The following is a 15,672-nucleotide window of genomic DNA, read 5'->3' on the forward strand; positions in this document are numbered from 1 at the left end:
GTTTCTATTTGATCAAAAGGTGAGGTCAGTTTTGAGAGCCAGCCATCAAAATTGCTGATGGCTGGTGAAAAGGCAGGGTGTTAGCGGTAGTTCACAATGACAGAATTACTCTGTACTTTCAGCGCCGGGATTAAACGTCCCCCGCCCGGCACTTCCCAGATGAAACGCAAAGGTTCAATGGCCGGTACGCCGTTGAACGCCTGCGTCGTGCCATTTTCGCCATCGATTTCCGTGCAGCGCGTCTGAGAACAGAGGCGCACCCGCAGCCCTGCGGGCGTTGGGCCAATCAGCCGGTAATTCCAGACCACAAGGCCCATCTGACCGGACACGCCTTCAGAAGGCGACAGCGGGTTAGATGACATAGCAACGCCCCGGTTGCTGAGGGTCACTCCCATGCTGCTTGCCTGCCAGGTGCCTTCCCCGGCAGCGTGCGCCGCCAGCGGGAAGAACAAAATCCAGAGCCATTTACGCATTATTTTCCTCCAATCGTCGCGGTCATGCGGATGTGACGGTTATCCGACAGCTCCATATTCGACAGCACGACCAGCTGGTTCAGGCTACGACGCAGGAAGCGCGACAGCAGCGGACGCAGCGCATGGTTCACCAGCAGCACCGGCGGCGCGCCCAGCATCTCCTGGCGCGCCAGCGCCTCCTGCGTTTGCGCCAGCAGACGGTCCGCCAGGCCCGGCTCCAGGCCGCCCCCGCCCTGCAGGGCCTGCAGCAGCAGGCGTTCAAGCGGCGTATCGAGGCCAATGACCTGCACTTCTCCGGTTCCCGGGAACCACTGCTGGGTGATCGCACGACCCAGCGCCACGCGTACCACCGCCGTCAGCTCGTGCGGATCGCTTTGTATCGGCGCATGCTCGGCAAGGGTTTCGAGAATGGTGCGCATATCGCGGATCGGCACTTTCTCTTCGAGCAGGTTTTGCAGCACCTTGTGCAGCGTGGTTAAAGTCACCACGCCCGGGACCAGATCTTCCGTCAGCTTCGGCATCTCCTGCGTGACGCGGTCAAGCAGCTGCTGCGCTTCCTGACGGCCAAACAGCTCTGCCGAGAATTGCCCGATCAGGTGATTAAGATGGGTCGCCACCACGGTACTGGCTTCAACAACCGTATAGCCCTGGATTTGCGCCTGCTCTTTCAGGGCACTTTCAATCCAGATAGCGGCCAGACCAAAGGCCGGATCGATGGTTTGCTCGCCCGGCAGCGTGCCCGCGGCGGTACCGGGGTTAATCGCCAGCCAGCGGCCCGGATAGGCATCACCGCTGCCAATTTCGACCCCTTTCATCAGAATGCGATAGCGCGCGGGCGGCAGGTCCATATTGTCGCGGATGTGTACAACCGGCGGCAGGAAGCCCATATCCTGGGCGAATTTTTTACGGATACTGCGGATACGGCCAAGCAGCTCGCCGTCCTGCTGGAAATCGACCATCGGAATCAGGCGATAGCCTACTTCCATTCCCAGAGAATCTTCCAGCTGAACGTCGTTCCAGGTCGCTTCGACGGCCTGGGTATTTTCCGGCATTTTTACCTGAACAGGTTCCGCTGCCGGTTTGATTTCACGGCCACGCATCCACCAGGCAAGCCCCAGCAGACCCGCCGTAAACAGCAGGAATACCAGGTTTGGCATCCCCGGCACCAGGCCGAGCAAACCCAGAACGGCAGCGGCCAGCAGCATAACGCGCGGGTTGCTGAAGAGCTGGCCCACCATCTGCTCGCCAACGTCCTGATCGGTACTCACGCGGGTCACAATCACACCCGCCGCAGTAGAGATAACCAGCGCCGGGATCTGCGCAACCAGACCGTCACCAATGGTCAGCAGCGTATAGCTTTCCGCCGCGTGGCCCATGTCCATCCCGTGCTGCAATACCCCGACCAGCAGGCCGCCGACCACGTTAATCACCATGATCAGAATGCCTGCGATGGCGTCACCGCGCACAAACTTACTCGCACCGTCCATGGAGCCGTAGAAGTCCGCCTCCTGCGTCACTTCCGAACGGCGTTTTTTGGCTTCATCTTCGGCAATAAGGCCGGCGTTCAGGTCGGCGTCGATCGCCATCTGTTTGCCCGGCATCCCGTCCAGCACAAAACGCGCGCCCACTTCCGCGATACGCCCTGCACCTTTGGTGATAACCATAAAGTTGATGATAACGAGGATAACGAACACCACGATACCGATAGCGAAATTGCCGCCTACCAGGAAGTGGCCGAACGCCTCCACCACTTTACCTGCCGCTGCCGCACCGGTATGACCTTCCATCAGGATGATACGCGTGGACGCCACGTTCAGCGCCAGTCGGAGCAAGGTGGTAAACAGCAGAATGGTCGGGAACGCGGCGAACTCCAGGGTACGCTGGGTGAACATCGCCACCAGCAGCACCATAATGGACAGCGCAATGTTGAAAGTGAAAAGCAGATCGAGGATGAACGCCGGGAGCGGCAGTACCATCATCGACAGAATTAGCAGGATCAGAATCGGCCCGGCAAGGATTTGCCATTGGGTCGATTTCAGGTTGCCGGGCAGGCGCAACATTGCCACCAGATTAGCCATCAGTGTCCTTCTCGTTCATAAAATCCAGCGCGGCAGGCACCGGAAGGTTTTCAGGTTTCACAGGCCGTTGACCGCCAGCCAGACGCCAGCGCTTCAACTGCCACACCCAGGCCAGCACTTCCGCCACGGCGGCGTAGAGTTGTCCCGGGATCTGTTGTCCGATATCCGCATGGCGGTACAGGGCACGCGCCAGCGGAGGGGCTTCCAGGATCGGTACGCGGTTTTCCGTGCCAATTTCCCGGATACGCAGTGCGATCAGCCCCGCCCCTTTCGCAACGACTTTCGGCGCGCTCATTTTGTTTTCGTCATAGCGCAGCGCAACGGAATAGTGTGTCGGGTTGGTGACGATGACGTCGGCCTTCGGCACATCGTCCATCATCCGGCGACGGGCGGCGGCACGCTGCATCTGGCGGATGCGCCCTTTCACGTGCGGGTCACCTTCCATCTGCTTATATTCGTCACGGATATCCTGACGTGACATGCGCAGCTTTTTAAAATGGGTATAAAGCTGGAAGATCACGTCAAAACCCACCATCGGGATAATGCTGAGCACCACCAGCAGCGCGCAAAGCCCAACCAGATTCAGCGCGTTGCTCATCGCGGTGAGCGGCGATTCGCTGATAAGACGCATCATTTCCGGCCAGTGGTACCAGAGGTAAAAGCCTGCGGAACTGCCCATCAGCACCGATTTGAGAACGGCTTTGAGCAGCTCAGCCCCGGTCTGCGCAGAGAACATTTTCGCGATACCCGGCAGCGGGTTCAGTTTGGAAAATTTCGGTTGCAGCGATTTGGCACTAAAAACCAGGCCGCCGAGCATCACCGGAGAGACCAGCGCGACCAGCACGACCCCGGTTATCAGGGGCAGCAGCGCGACCATGGCCCCTTTAATAAGCTGAATAATCTGGCTGAGGATCAGATTCGGATCGTTGACCATGCTGTGGTCAAAACGTAAGCCGGTGGACAACATTCCCGCCAGCTTGCGGGCGAGCGACTCCCCGCCCCACCAGATAATGCACACCCCTACGATAAGGATCAGCAGGGAGGTCAATTCTCGGGATCGGGGGATCTGCCCTTCCTCACGCGCTTTTTCTAGTCGGTGGGGTGTGGGGGCTTCCGTTTTGTCGTCGTTCTCTTCTGCCACAGTGCATGCTCAGCCCATTACGTCACGGGTATCATGCCAGCACCGCCTTTCATCAATGGGCTGAAAAACCCCTATAACCGGGTCTTTTTATCCTGTTTAAGCCCCCACTCTGCAATTCGGGCTAGGGAAAAAAGGGTAAGGAATGTTCGAACGAACATTCTCCAGCTTTTGTGATGTGTTTCATATTACAAAATGAATTAAGCGCAGTTTTAAAGAAAATTCACTCTAAAACATCCCGAAAAAAAATTAACATAACCGTCGATTTTAACTACCTGGTATTGCAGGAATGATATAACTATGTAAATTCAATAATTCACAGCAATCGAAACCATATAAATCATTCCCCCACATAATCCAAAAATGGATAAATCTATATAACATTAATCCTGAGACTACCTTACCAGCAGAAAATTAAATGTTATAATTTCATACGACATAATTTACTTTTCACCAGAAAGCAAAATGTATGCCAGATATTTCTTTTTACTTAAAGGGACATTTAATATGGATTTCAAAAAGAATATTATTGCGGGCTTAGCCCTTGCAACACTGTCGATGAATGGTTTCGCCGCAGAAATGAATGCTGGCACAATTCATTTCACGGGTGAAATTATCGAATCAAGCTGCACCATTCAGGGTGACGACGGCACGGACAGTACTATACCACTGGGTACCTATCCTACATCATTGTTTAATACCGTTGGGAAGGAGACCGCACTTACGGAGTTCTCCATTACGCTGGCGAACTGCCCGTTAACAAGCGCTGGGCTTCCGGCTGTTCAGCTGACCTTTAACGGCCCAACGACCCTGACCAAGACCAAAACGCTGCTGGACGTCAGTAAAATTACCACCACGGGCGAAACCGCGGCCACCGGTATCGGCATTGCCGTCAGCCCGGCGGGTAAAGATGATAAGCTCATCACGATGGATGGCGCTGAAGGGCAAATCTATATCGAACTGGCGACAAAATCCGAAGATACGATTAAAGCTGATTTTAATGCCCGCTATAAATCATTTGCAGATGCGGTTACCGCCGGTCCAGCAGATGCTGATATGACGGTAAATATTCTTTACCGTTAATAATCGTATTACTGATATTCATAATATATATATTTAGGCGTCATGACGTTTAAGGAGTCATGATCTGATAATAGTCCGGACTCGGACTATTATCATTTCCCCTTAACCTCCTTTATTAAAGGTTTCACCATGCGCATTTTACTCCAGGTCTTATTATGCATTCCTGTTATTGCGAGCACCTTTTGTCACGCAGCAGGTATTCAGATCGGTCGCACACGCATAATCTACGATGCCGCGAAAAAGGAAGTTGCCCTGCCCTTACAAAATAATGATAAAGAGCTTCCATGGTTAATACAGTCATGGACGGATACAGGTGATGGTAAAACGCACGGACCGTTTATCGTGACACCGCCTCTCTTTCGGCTCGATCCGCAAAAAGAGCAAAGCCTGCGTATTACCTGGAACGGGACAACCTTAGCAGGCGATAAAGAGTCTCTGTTCTATATGAACGTACGAACCGTTCCTGCCACGGCTACGGATGAGGGAGACAAAAACGTCCTGCGGTTAATCTATAAAACGCGTCTGAAACTGTTCTGGCGCCCTGTCGGACTGAGCGGTACGCCCTCTGAATCCTGCAAAAACCTGCGCTTCGCGCGTCATGGTCAACAGCTCACTGTCATCAACGAGGGGGCGTTCTACAGCGTCTTTGATTCACTTGCGCTGGGAGTGCACAAAGTGGAGAAAGCCGACATGGTTGCCCCTAAATTCCACGCTGACATTCCTCTCCCTGACAATGCTCAGGGGACGAGCGTCACCTGGCGCTGCATAACCGATTATGGCAATGCTTCCGAAAAATACACCGCCACCCTGGCGCAGGAATAAAAGACCGCGATGATGACAGGACGTAATGATATGTCATACGAGCGGCTCTTTAGACCGAATCCGCTTCTTCGCTGCCTTGGCGGTGTCTTGCTCATCGCGAGCTTCTCGACGCTGGCCCGTGAGTATCGTTTCTCTCCCTCATCGCTTGAAGGAGACATGCTGGCCCAGCAGGATATCGACCTTTCACTCTTTTCAAAGTCGAATGCTCAGCTACCCGGCACCTATTCTTCACGAGTGCAGGTGAACGAACACCGCCTGAGCACCACCAGTATCGCTTACGTCAGCTCGCCGGAAGGGTCACTGATACCGCAGCTCACACCGGATATGCTGCGGGCATGGGGGGTTGCTATCGACCAGTATCCCGCCTTGCTTGCGTTACCCGCCAATAAGGCTTTGCCTAAAGATATCAGCAACTATATCCCCCAGGCCTCCGCGCGGCTTGATTTTTCAAACATGACATTAGCGTTGAGTATTCCTCAGGCCGCGTTAAGAAGTACCGGTCGCGATTACATCGATCCTTCGCGCTGGGACGACGGTGTTCCCGTGTTGTTCAGTGACTACGCTTTCTCAGGATCAAAAAATAAGGAGAGCGGCGACAACAGCGCCACCAGTCAGTATCTGAATTTGCGCACCGGCGCCAACATGGGTGGCTGGCGAGTGCGCAACTATTCAACGTGGAGCAATTCAGAGAATGAAAACCTGTGGGAAAACATCAATACCTTCCTCCAGCATGACGTTGACGCCCTCAAGGCACAGTTCACGGCCGGAGAAAGCAACACGCGGGGCGAGGTATTTGATAGCTTACAGTACCGGGGCGTTAACCTTGCGTCGGATGAAGAGATGCTTCCCTACAGCCAACGCGGCTATGCCCCTGTCATACGCGGCATCGCCAGTTCAAATGCGGAAGTCTCGGTGCGCCAGAATGGCTACCTCATCTATCAGCAAAATGTCGCGCCGGGCGCGTTCGAAATCGACGATCTCTACTCCACGACCAACAGCGGCGATCTGGACGTTACGGTGAAAGAAGCTGACGGCACCGAGCATCACTTTACGCAGCCCTACTCCAGTATCGCGGTTATGCTGCGGCCTGGGCGTATGAAGTACGAAATGACAGCAGGCCGTTATCGTGCTGAAAGCGGGAGCGACCAAAAGGAACCCGATTTTTTCCAGGGCAGCATGATTTACGGTTTAAATAACCTTCTCACCTGGTTTGGAGGGTTGACGCTCTCGAAAGACTATAACGCAGCCAATACCGGTGCCGGTCTGGCGCTCGGGCCGCTGGGCTCGCTGTCCGCTGACGTTACCATGGCCGACACCCGGCTAGACGATAACAGCCAGCATACCGGCCAGTCATGGCGTTTGCTTTATACCGGTAAGCTGGATTCGACCGATACCAACTTCAGCCTCGGCAGCTACCGATACTCCAGCCGCGGGTATTACAGCTTTGCCGACGCCAACCAGAAGCATGACGGCCACGATGACGATCTGCTGTTTCGTTACAATAAACGCAACCGCATTCAGGCCAGCGTTAGCCAAACCGTTGCTGGGGTAAGTCTGTATCTTAACGGTTATCAGCAGGATTACTGGGGCACCTCTAAAAAAGAGCGCAACCTGTCTCTGGGATTCAATACCGTTGTTGCCGGCACGAGCTATCACATTGCCTATACGTACAGCAAAACCAACGGCGACGAGTCTGACAGGATGGTCTCTTTGGGATTTAGCATTCCTCTCGCCAGATGGCTGCCACGCGCCTGGAGTAGCTATAACATCAGCAACACTAAAAATGGCTATACGCGGCAAAACGTGGGCCTCAGCGGCACGCTTCTGGAGGATGAGCGTCTGAGCTACTCGTTGCAGCAGAGCCACTCCAACCACGACGGGGAAGATATCAGCAGCGTCTATGGCAGCTACCGCTCGCAGTACGCCAATCTGACCGCCGGATATTACGCTTCCACCGATCACTCTCAGCAGCTTAACTACGGCATTAGCGGCGGTATTGTTGCCCATCCTCAGGGCATCACGCTGGCTCAACCTTTAGGAAGCCAGTTTGCTATCGTCAACGCCAACGATGCTTCCGGCGTCCGTTTCCTGAACCAGCGGGGTATTCAGACCGACTGGCAGGGTAACGCAGTCATTCCATCGCTCACTCCGTACCAGGAGAATAATATTCGTATTGATACCTCGAGCCTGCCGGAAAATGTGGACAGCAGCGATACCGCCATCACCGTCATTCCCTCGCGCAACGCGGCAGTTCTGGCCAGATTTGACGCCCACACAGGCTACCGGATGCTGGTCACCCTGAAGCGTCCAAACGGTCTCCCCGTTCCGTTCGGCGCCATCGCGACCAGTAGCGACCCGGTGATGAGCGGCATTGTCGATGAAACCAGCACCGTCTATCTGGCAGGCATTGGAGAGACCGCGCAGCTCACCGTGAAGTGGGGCAACGGCATGGGCCAACAGTGCCGCGCCAGCATTACGCAACAGTCAGCTAACCAAACCGAAAGCCCTAACGGTATTCGCTCGGTTAGCGAGCTTTGTCAGCAGGAATAAGCACATGACAACTATACTCACGAAACGGGCCGTCTGGGCTTCATTGGCCACGGCACTGAGCCTGACCGCAACCAGCCCGAGCATGGCCGCGACTTTACTTCATGACTGCTTCGGTGCGCCGCAAGCCTACACCACGACGTTCGATCATGAGTTTTCGTCCAGCGAAAATATCGCCAATCATGACTATGATGTGCCAAATCATCTGGTCGGCAATGGCCCGGTGATAGTGGCCAACTGCAGCTGTCCCGGGAATATATTTTCTTCGAGCATGGTTTATGAAAAAACCTTCGCCGGAAGCCCGTTGAAACCGGGAACAAGCGGATACGGCTATTTGACAGAAAAGATCGATGCCGATATCACCGCCTATGCGGATGCAATCAACTCTCCGGACGGCACTTCTTTGACCCCGATAGCTGTCAATGAATACCCGACGTCCAGAGCTAATATGCGTAACACTAGCGAGAATGCACTCGCCAAAACGGAGGGTGATGCCAACGTTTGCAGTAGTGGCACCCAGCCGAGCAACGCCGCTACAGTAAAGCGTAATTTCCGCTGGAACGTCGTTGCGATCCTGCTTCACATTAAAAAACCCATCCTGGGTCAAGAGGTGATCCCTTCGACGATCGTCGCGCAAAACTATGCCTGTCTTTATTTCGGCTCGGGGGGAAGTTGCGATCCCGGGCAGGCAGATCAGGTCTCTGATATCTGGTTTAGCGGCACGCTTTCTGCGCCGCTAAGCTGCGTTATCAACGAAGGCAGCACCATTGAGGTTGAGTTCGGCAGCATCGTCAGCAAGCAATTCGTCATCAAGGGGCAACCGCCAAAACGTTATGCCATCAAAAACGTTGATATTGCCTACCACTGTGATGATAACGCAGTGGGAAACACGGACCGGATAAAGCTCACGCTGACCGCAGATCAGGGGGTCGCGGACAGCAGTACGCCGTACATTGCAAAACTTCTGGACAGGGACGACCTCGGGGTGCGTGTATATGATGAACACAGTCAGAACGTCGCGCTGGACGGGACCTATGAGTTTCCGGTGACGATGGACGCGCAGGGAAACGGTGTGGTCAAAATTCAGGCTGTACCGGTCAGCACGACCAATGCCTCTCCGGCCCCGGGCCGCTTTGAAGGTAACGTGACGGTGAAGATGGATCTTCGCTAACCGAACTACCCTCAGGTTGACGCCGCAGCCTGAGGGTAATCAGAACAATCAGAAGCCGAGGCTGTCCAGCAGATCGTCGACCTGATCCTGGCTTGCCACAACGCCCGCCTTGCTGGCGTCGAGCTGTGGACCATTGAGCAGGCTTTCGTTCTCGCGTTTTGGACGGGCTGCCGGTTCAGGGATGTTCTCCAGCAGAACCATCAGCAGCTGACGCTCAATCTCCTGAATAACATCCATCATGCGCTTGATCACCTGACCGGTCAGGTCCTGGAAATCCTGCGCCATCATGATGTCCAGCAGCTGGGCGTTGGTGAAGCTGGTGTGCCCCGGCACATCACCCAGGTACTGACGGGTATCCGTCACCAGCTCACGGGCATCCGCCAGCTCGATAGGGTTCTCAAACCACTCGTCCCAGCGTTTGCTCAGAGCTTTCGCCCCCTTTTCCATCGCATCCTGGTGCGGCTGTGACGCTTCAACGCTGTTCAGCGCACGTTCCGCAGCCTGAGCGGTCATCTGCACAACATAGTCCAGACGATCGCGGGCATCAGGAATGGCTTCCGCCGCTTCGGCAATCGCCTGATCCAGACCCAACTCACGCAGGCTGTCACGCAGCATGCGCGTCAGGCTGCCGATGCGGACGATAATATCGCTCGGCGAGTGTTCTTCAACGGGTTTCATAGCAGGTTGCAACATTTCCATCACCTCACATGCCGAGTTTCTCGAAGATCTTACCGAGCTTCTCTTCCAGGGTTGCCGCGGTGAATGGCTTCACCACATAGCCGCTTGCGCCCGCCTGTGCAGCGGCAATGATGTTCTCTTTTTTCGCTTCTGCAGTAACCATCAGAACCGGCATAGACGCCATTCCGGCATCGGCACGAATGGTTTTCAGCAGTTCCAGACCGTCCATGTTAGGCATGTTCCAGTCGGAGATAACAAAACCAAACCCGCCAGCCTGCAGTTTGTTCAGCGCATCAACGCCGTCTTCTGCTTCTTCAACGTTGTTGAAGCCCAGCTCTTTCAGCAGGTTGCGCACGATGCGACGCATGGTGGAAAAGTCATCCACAACCAAAAACTTAAGCTCTTTATCCGCCATAAAATAATACTCCTGAGTCAAATACGTATTGCCTGTCCGGCACTGATTTTCGCCAGCATCTGCTGGCTTACCTGGCTAAGATCGACCACTTCGCTCACGCCACCCATATTGATGGCCTCGCGCGGCATGCCGAACACCACACAACTTGCTTCATTCTGCGCAATCGTCCAGGCGCCAGCCTGGTGCATTGCAAGCATTCCGGCGGCACCATCGTTGCCCATCCCCGTCAGGATCACCCCAACGGCGTTGCGCCCCGCATGTTTCGCCACCGAATGAAACAGCACATCCACCGACGGACGGTGCCGGTTGACCGGCGGTCCGTCATGAATTTTGATTTGATAGTTAGCGCCGCTGCGCGACAGCTCCATATGCTTGTCGCCCGGGGCGATATAGGCATGTCCCGGGAGCACGCGCTCGCCGTCTTCCGCCTCCTTCACGCTGATCTGGCACAGCTTGTTCAGGCGTTCGGCGAACGAACGGGTAAAGCCTGGCGGCATATGCTGAGTGATCAGAATACCCGGACTTGAAAGCGGCAATGGCTGGAGTACATGACGAATTGCCTCTGTTCCTCCGGTTGACGCCCCAATAACCAGCAGTTTTTCCGAGCTGAGTAAGGGACCGGCCTTCAGGGTCGCAGGCGCGGCCAATGGCGTATGGGCAGCAAGCTTCGCCCGCGACGCGGTGCGGATCTTCTCCGCAATCATTTCGCTGTAGGCCAGCATCCCTTCGCGAATGCCAAGCTGCGGTTTGGTGACAAAATCCACCGCCCCCAGCTCCAGCGCGCGCAGGGTGATTTCCGATCCTTTTCCGGTCAGGGAGGAGACCATCACCACCGGCATGGGCCGAAGCCGCATCAATTTTTCGAGGAAATCTATGCCATCCATGCGCGGCATCTCGACATCCAGCGTTAGCACGTCGGGGTTATATTTTTTAATTAAATCCCGCGCTACCAGAGGATCGGGCGCAGTCGCCACCATCTCCATGTCGCTGTGGCTATTGATAATTTCAGTCATGATCTGACGCATCAGCGCTGAATCATCGACAGACAACACCCTGATTTTACTCATGCTTTTTCCTTACTCAGCGCATATACCGTTTGCCCACGCAGGCTAAACTCACGCGCGAGGTTGCTGAAGTTTTCCGAGTGCCCGGCAAACAGTAAACCGTCAGGCTTGAGCAACGGAACAAACCGACGCAAAATGTCCTGTTGCGTCGTTTTATCAAAATAGATCATGACGTTACGGCAAAAAATGGCATCGAACGGCCCCGGCACGTTGTACTGCTTATCCAGCAGGTTAACGGGCGCGAATTCGACGCAGTTCGCCAGCTCCTGGCGTACGCGCACCAGGCCTTCATGCGGGCCCGTGCCGCGCATGAAATAACGCTGCAGCTGCTGCGGCGACAGCGTTTTCAGTTCATCCTGGCGATACACGCCGTTACGCGCCTTCTCCAGCACCTCGGTATCGATATCGCTGGCGTAGACTTTCCAGCGTCCGGGCGTCATGCCCAGGGTGTCAGCAAGGGTGATCGCCAGCGAGTACGGCTCTTCACCCGTCGAGGCGGCCGCGCTCCATACGCGATACTCCCCGGTGCGACGGCGGGCGTGCTCGGCCAGGACCGGGAAGTGGTGAGCTTCACGGAAAAACGCCGTCAGGTTGGTGGTTAACGAGTTAATAAAAGCCTGCCACTCTGCGCTGTTCTGGTTCGCCTCGAGCATGCTCAGATAGCGGCCAAAATCATCCAGCCCCAGCGTACGCAAGCGCCGCACCAGACGGTTGTAGACCATGTCCCGCTTATGATCCGCAAGCACGATCCCCGCACGCTGGTAGATTAACTGACATATCCGACGAAAATGCGCGTCGGACAGCGCGAGGCGCTGTGTCATCTGCAACAATAATGACGTTTGCCCAGGGGGCATTGGTGATGTCATAGCGCCTTCTTCATTACATTCAGGATACAACTGGCACGGCCTGCGACCGCCCGACTTCTGTTACTGCTTCAACGTGCTCTTTCACATTAAATACCGCGACCAGTCCGGTCAGACGATCCGCCTGGCTGGCCAGCTGATCGGTTGCCGCTGCCGCTTCCTCAACTAACGAGGCGTTCTGTTGCGTCACCTGATCCATCTGGCTGACGGCCTGGGCAACCTGCTCAATCCCGCGACGCTGTTCATCCGACGCAGAGGCAATCTCGCCCATGATGTCGTTCACCCGCGTCACGGAGGTGACGATCTCGTGCATGGTTTTCGCCGCCGTATCCACCAGCGTTGAGCCCTGCTGAACGCGCGAAACCGACTCTTCGATCAGCACCTTAATCTCTTTCGCCGCGTTGGCGCTGCGGCTCGCCAGGTTACGCACCTCCCCCGCCACCACCGCAAACCCGCGCCCTTGCTCACCGGCGCGCGCCGCTTCCACGGCGGCATTCAGCGCCAGAATGTTGGTCTGAAACGCGATACCGTCAATCACGCTGATGATGTCACCAATTTTCTGCGAGCTGGTGGCAATCTCCTGCATGGTGCTGGCGACATGGGACGCCTGGTCGCCGCCTTTCTTCGCCGTCATCGCCGCCTGTTTTGACAGGTCAGACGCCTGACGCGCGTTATCGGCGTTCTGGCTTACCGTCGCGGTTAACTGCTCCATGCTGGCCGCCGTCTGCGCCAGCGAGGCCGCCTGCTGCTCGGTGCGGGACGAGAGATCGTTGTTGCCCGCCGCAATCTCAGAGATCCCGGTGTGCATGGCATAACTGCCCTGCCGCACGTCGCTCACCGTTTCCCGCAGCGATCCCTGCATCGCCTTCAGGCTGGCAAAGATCGCCGAAATTTCGTTCTTACCGAACACCGCCACCGGACGCGCCAGGTCCCCTTTCGCAATGCTGTCGAAGTGGCTGCTGATAATCGCCAGCGGCTGCACGATCATTCTGCGCGACCAGAGCAGCGCCCCGCCGGTCAGCAGCCCTGCCAGGATCACCACCACGGCAAAGATGACGCCCGACATGTGATAGCTTTGACGACTCTGGTCACCGGCACGCTGAACAGACTGGTTAATATCCTGCTGCCACGCGTTAAAGCTGCCGTCAAACGCCGCCTGAGACGCCTGAACCGGTGCAGTCATAAAGTCCGAAAGCTGGTTGTTCTCAAGCCACGTCGCCTGGTGGTCCAGATCGCTGTACCACTGCTCAAAGTTCGTCTTCATGGCGGCCTTCAGCGCTTTCTCTTTCTCACTGTCGGCGGCCTGCGCCGTAAAGGCTTTAAACTGTGCGTCAGCCTGCTTCAGGCTGTCGCGCGCGGTCGCCATCAGCGCTTTAATGTCATCCGGCGGATAACTCAGCGCGGTTAAGGTTCCCGCCTTGTTCAGCGCAGTGCTTGCCTGCAACAGCACGGCACGCGTTTGTGCCAGTGCGGAGCGCTGCTGATTACTCGCCTCAACTTCCTGCAAATTCTGATAGCCATCGCGAAACGCCCAAAAAGACAACCCGTTACTGCCAACCTGCAACACACCGCAAAGGATCAGAATCAAAAACAGTGTGGTCGAGATACGAATACGATTTAACATCCACGCTCCCATCAAGCGGCAAGCAGCCGCGGTTTAATTGTCAGTCAAAATGTTTCCCAGTTTTCATCTTGTCCGGTCGTCGCGGTGCGCGTACGGTGTGCAGCCGATTCAGCGGCTGGCGCACGATACGTCGCCTGCGGGGTGACCGTGTTTCCAGCGAGTGAAGCGAGACGAAACGCCGAGACGGCCATCTTCAGACGGCTCGCCTGGTCTTCCAGAGCAGCGGCCGCCGCAGCGGACTCCTGCACCAGCGCGGCGTTTTGCTGTGTCACGCGATCCATTTCCGATACCGCCAGGGCAACCTGGTCGATACCACGACTCTGCTCATCGGACGCAGAGGCGATTTCACCCATGATGTCCGTCACGCGGGTGACGGCATTCACGATGTCATTCATGGTCTCCCCGGCGCTTTCCACCAGCACGGAGCCGGTATCCACGCGGGAGACGGAATCTTCAATCAGAGACTTGATCTCTTTGGCCGCGTTGGCGCTGCGGCTGGCCAGGTTGCGTACTTCCCCGGCCACCACGGCAAACCCGCGCCCCTGTTCACCCGCGCGCGCCGCTTCCACGGCGGCGTTCAGCGCCAGAATGTTGGTCTGGAAGGCAATGCCGTCGATAACGCTGATGATGTCGGCGATTTTCTTCGAGCTGTCGGCGATTTCGTGCATGGTTTTCACCACGCCATCCACCACGCGGCCGCCGCGCTGTGCCGTCTCGGAGGCGCTTTCCGCCAGCTGAGACGCCTGGCGGGCGTTATCGGCGTTCTGCTTCACGGTCGCGGTGAGCTGCTCCATGCTGGCGGCCGTCTCTTCCAGGGCGGACGCCTGCTGCTCGGTACGGGATGAGAGGTCGTTATTCCCCATCGCAATTTCGCTGGTGCCGGTGTAGATAGCCTCCGACCCGTTGCGCACGTTCGCGACGGTTTCGATTAACGAACGCTGCATATGGTCAACGCTGTTTGCCAGCTCGGTGATCTCATTGCGCCCGGAAACGGTCAGCGTTTTGGTCAGGTCACCGCCGGCAATTTCGCGAATGTGGGCAATGACGCGGCCGAGAGGGTTCAGCAGGATATGGCGAATGCCGTACCAGACCGCGACCAGCACAATGACCAGCGCCAGCGCCATCACGGCCATCTGCCATTTTGCAAAGCGGTAGTCATTCTGGCTTGCCGTAAAGGCCGAGTGATAGAGATCGCCACTGACCTTCGCGTATTCCCCCAGCGCCGCGCCGAGTGCGTTTTGCATCCCCTGCGTTGGCTGCGCGAAATAGGCGTCCATATTGCCGCTCTCCAGGAACTGAATCAGCTCTGTCAGGCCGGTATGGTAGGCATTGTATTTTTCATCGATATTCTGGCTCACCTGCTCCATAGCAGGCTGCGGGGCGATCTTTTTGAAGGCGTCGTAATGTTTCGCGGCGTCAGCGAGGGTGGCACGGGCATTTTTCAACAGATCGGTTTTCGCGCTGCTCTGCTGATTGTTGGGGTCCATCATCATGCGCGCGGACGAGCGGCTCAGGTTGATACGCGTTTGCAGCATCAGATCCCACGTCGACGTGAGTTCACTCTGCTGCAGGCGGAGATCGTTCGAGGCCGCGAAGCTGTCCTGGTTCTGTTTTAATGACGAGAAAAAAAGCCCGCCGGAGATAAGCTGAAGAAGTGCGAAAATGACCAGCACCATCATGAGCATTGTGACAACGCGGATACGGTTCAACATACAA

The 15,672-nt window shown here is 56.0% G+C and carries 13 protein-coding genes; 4 read left to right on the top strand and 9 right to left on the bottom strand.

Annotation, left to right across the window (positions count from 1 at the left end; all coding sequences use genetic code 11):
- Nucleotides 1-80: 80 nt before the first annotated feature.
- From flhE to flhB, 3 genes are read right to left on the bottom strand one after another with little or no spacing between them, the layout of a single operon-like run.
- Nucleotides 81-473: a flagellar protein FlhE gene (gene flhE / locus EnteroDNA1_RS05645; RefSeq protein ID WP_033145861.1), complete on the bottom strand. Its 393-nt coding sequence runs from the start codon at nucleotides 471-473 to the stop codon at nucleotides 81-83.
- The gene (flhA, locus tag EnteroDNA1_RS05650; RefSeq protein ID WP_033145862.1) at nucleotides 473-2,551 is read right to left on the bottom strand and encodes a flagellar biosynthesis protein FlhA; all 2,079 of its coding nucleotides are present in this window, start codon (nucleotides 2,549-2,551) and stop codon (nucleotides 473-475) included. The genes flhE and flhA overlap by 1 nt, the downstream gene beginning before the upstream one ends.
- Nucleotides 2,544-3,692, bottom strand: coding sequence for a flagellar biosynthesis protein FlhB (gene flhB / locus EnteroDNA1_RS05655; protein WP_033145863.1), 1,149 nt, complete (start codon nucleotides 3,690-3,692; stop codon nucleotides 2,544-2,546). Before flhB ends, flhA begins: the two co-directional genes overlap by 8 nt.
- 462 nt (nucleotides 3,693-4,154) lie before the next feature.
- Between flhB and EnteroDNA1_RS05660 the strand changes: the two genes are divergently transcribed.
- The 4 genes from EnteroDNA1_RS05660 (at nucleotide 4,155) to EnteroDNA1_RS05675 (ending at nucleotide 9,312) form a co-directional block, all read left to right on the top strand.
- Nucleotides 4,155-4,772, top strand: coding sequence for a fimbrial protein (locus EnteroDNA1_RS05660; protein ID WP_310590834.1), 618 nt, complete (start codon nucleotides 4,155-4,157; stop codon nucleotides 4,770-4,772).
- A 129-nt stretch (nucleotides 4,773-4,901) separates the two neighbouring features.
- Nucleotides 4,902-5,594, top strand: coding sequence for a fimbrial biogenesis chaperone (locus tag EnteroDNA1_RS05665; RefSeq protein WP_069303009.1), 693 nt, complete (start codon nucleotides 4,902-4,904; stop codon nucleotides 5,592-5,594).
- A gap of 9 nt (nucleotides 5,595-5,603) precedes the next feature.
- Nucleotides 5,604-8,144, top strand: coding sequence for a fimbria/pilus outer membrane usher protein (locus EnteroDNA1_RS05670; protein WP_069303010.1), 2,541 nt, complete (start codon nucleotides 5,604-5,606; stop codon nucleotides 8,142-8,144).
- A gap of 4 nt (nucleotides 8,145-8,148) precedes the next feature.
- Nucleotides 8,149-9,312, top strand: coding sequence for a fimbrial protein (locus EnteroDNA1_RS05675; RefSeq protein WP_069303011.1), 1,164 nt, complete (start codon nucleotides 8,149-8,151; stop codon nucleotides 9,310-9,312).
- A gap of 48 nt (nucleotides 9,313-9,360) precedes the next feature.
- Here EnteroDNA1_RS05675 and cheZ read toward each other — a convergent pair whose 3' ends face one another.
- From cheZ to tar, 6 genes are read right to left on the bottom strand one after another with little or no spacing between them, the layout of a single operon-like run.
- Nucleotides 9,361-10,005, bottom strand: coding sequence for a protein phosphatase CheZ (gene cheZ / locus EnteroDNA1_RS05680; protein ID WP_023312251.1), 645 nt, complete (start codon nucleotides 10,003-10,005; stop codon nucleotides 9,361-9,363).
- A gap of 10 nt (nucleotides 10,006-10,015) precedes the next feature.
- Nucleotides 10,016-10,405, bottom strand: a complete 390-nt coding sequence (cheY, locus tag EnteroDNA1_RS05685) for a chemotaxis response regulator CheY (RefSeq protein ID WP_008500431.1) — start codon at nucleotides 10,403-10,405, stop codon at nucleotides 10,016-10,018.
- A gap of 17 nt (nucleotides 10,406-10,422) precedes the next feature.
- Entirely contained in the window at nucleotides 10,423-11,472 is a 1,050-nt protein-coding gene (locus EnteroDNA1_RS05690; RefSeq protein WP_029741783.1) for a protein-glutamate methylesterase/protein-glutamine glutaminase, read from the bottom strand.
- Nucleotides 11,469-12,335 (bottom strand): protein-glutamate O-methyltransferase CheR, encoded by an 867-nt coding sequence (cheR, locus tag EnteroDNA1_RS05695; RefSeq protein ID WP_023312253.1) that lies wholly within the window; start codon nucleotides 12,333-12,335, stop codon nucleotides 11,469-11,471. The genes EnteroDNA1_RS05690 and cheR overlap by 4 nt, the downstream gene beginning before the upstream one ends.
- A 19-nt stretch (nucleotides 12,336-12,354) precedes the next feature.
- Nucleotides 12,355-13,956, bottom strand: a complete 1,602-nt coding sequence (gene tap / locus EnteroDNA1_RS05700) for a methyl-accepting chemotaxis protein IV (protein WP_033145869.1) — start codon at nucleotides 13,954-13,956, stop codon at nucleotides 12,355-12,357.
- A 44-nt stretch (nucleotides 13,957-14,000) separates the two neighbouring features.
- Complete coding sequence (gene tar, locus EnteroDNA1_RS05705; protein ID WP_045888837.1) at nucleotides 14,001-15,668, bottom strand: methyl-accepting chemotaxis protein II; 1,668 nt, start codon at nucleotides 15,666-15,668, stop codon at nucleotides 14,001-14,003.
- Nucleotides 15,669-15,672: the final 4 nt, after the last annotated feature.

It is taken from the genome of Enterobacter sp. HK169 (assembly GCF_001719105.1).
GTDB lineage: Bacteria > Pseudomonadota > Gammaproteobacteria > Enterobacterales > Enterobacteriaceae > Enterobacter > Enterobacter asburiae_B.

Bases quoted from the DNA above. Each gene is read 5' to 3' on its own strand.
- cheZ (WP_023312251.1), bottom strand. From the start codon at position 10,005: ATGTTGCAACCTGCTATGAAACCCGTTGAAGAACACTCGCCGAGCGAT.
- tap (WP_033145869.1), bottom strand. From the start codon at position 13,956: ATGTTAAATCGTATTCGTATCTCGACCACACTGTTTTTGATTCTGATC.
- cheR (WP_023312253.1), bottom strand. From the start codon at position 12,335: ATGACATCACCAATGCCCCCTGGGCAAACGTCATTATTGTTGCAGATG.
- EnteroDNA1_RS05665 (WP_069303009.1), top strand. From the start codon at position 4,902: ATGCGCATTTTACTCCAGGTCTTATTATGCATTCCTGTTATTGCGAGC.
- EnteroDNA1_RS05660 (WP_310590834.1), top strand. From the start codon at position 4,155: ATGTATGCCAGATATTTCTTTTTACTTAAAGGGACATTTAATATGGAT.
- EnteroDNA1_RS05675 (WP_069303011.1), top strand. From the start codon at position 8,149: ATGACAACTATACTCACGAAACGGGCCGTCTGGGCTTCATTGGCCACG.
- EnteroDNA1_RS05690 (WP_029741783.1), bottom strand. From the start codon at position 11,472: ATGAGTAAAATCAGGGTGTTGTCTGTCGATGATTCAGCGCTGATGCGT.
- EnteroDNA1_RS05670 (WP_069303010.1), top strand. From the start codon at position 5,604: ATGATGACAGGACGTAATGATATGTCATACGAGCGGCTCTTTAGACCG.
- cheY (WP_008500431.1), bottom strand. From the start codon at position 10,405: ATGGCGGATAAAGAGCTTAAGTTTTTGGTTGTGGATGACTTTTCCACC.
- flhE (WP_033145861.1), bottom strand. From the start codon at position 473: ATGCGTAAATGGCTCTGGATTTTGTTCTTCCCGCTGGCGGCGCACGCT.
- tar (WP_045888837.1), bottom strand. From the start codon at position 15,668: ATGTTGAACCGTATCCGCGTTGTCACAATGCTCATGATGGTGCTGGTC.
- flhA (WP_033145862.1), bottom strand. From the start codon at position 2,551: ATGGCTAATCTGGTGGCAATGTTGCGCCTGCCCGGCAACCTGAAATCG.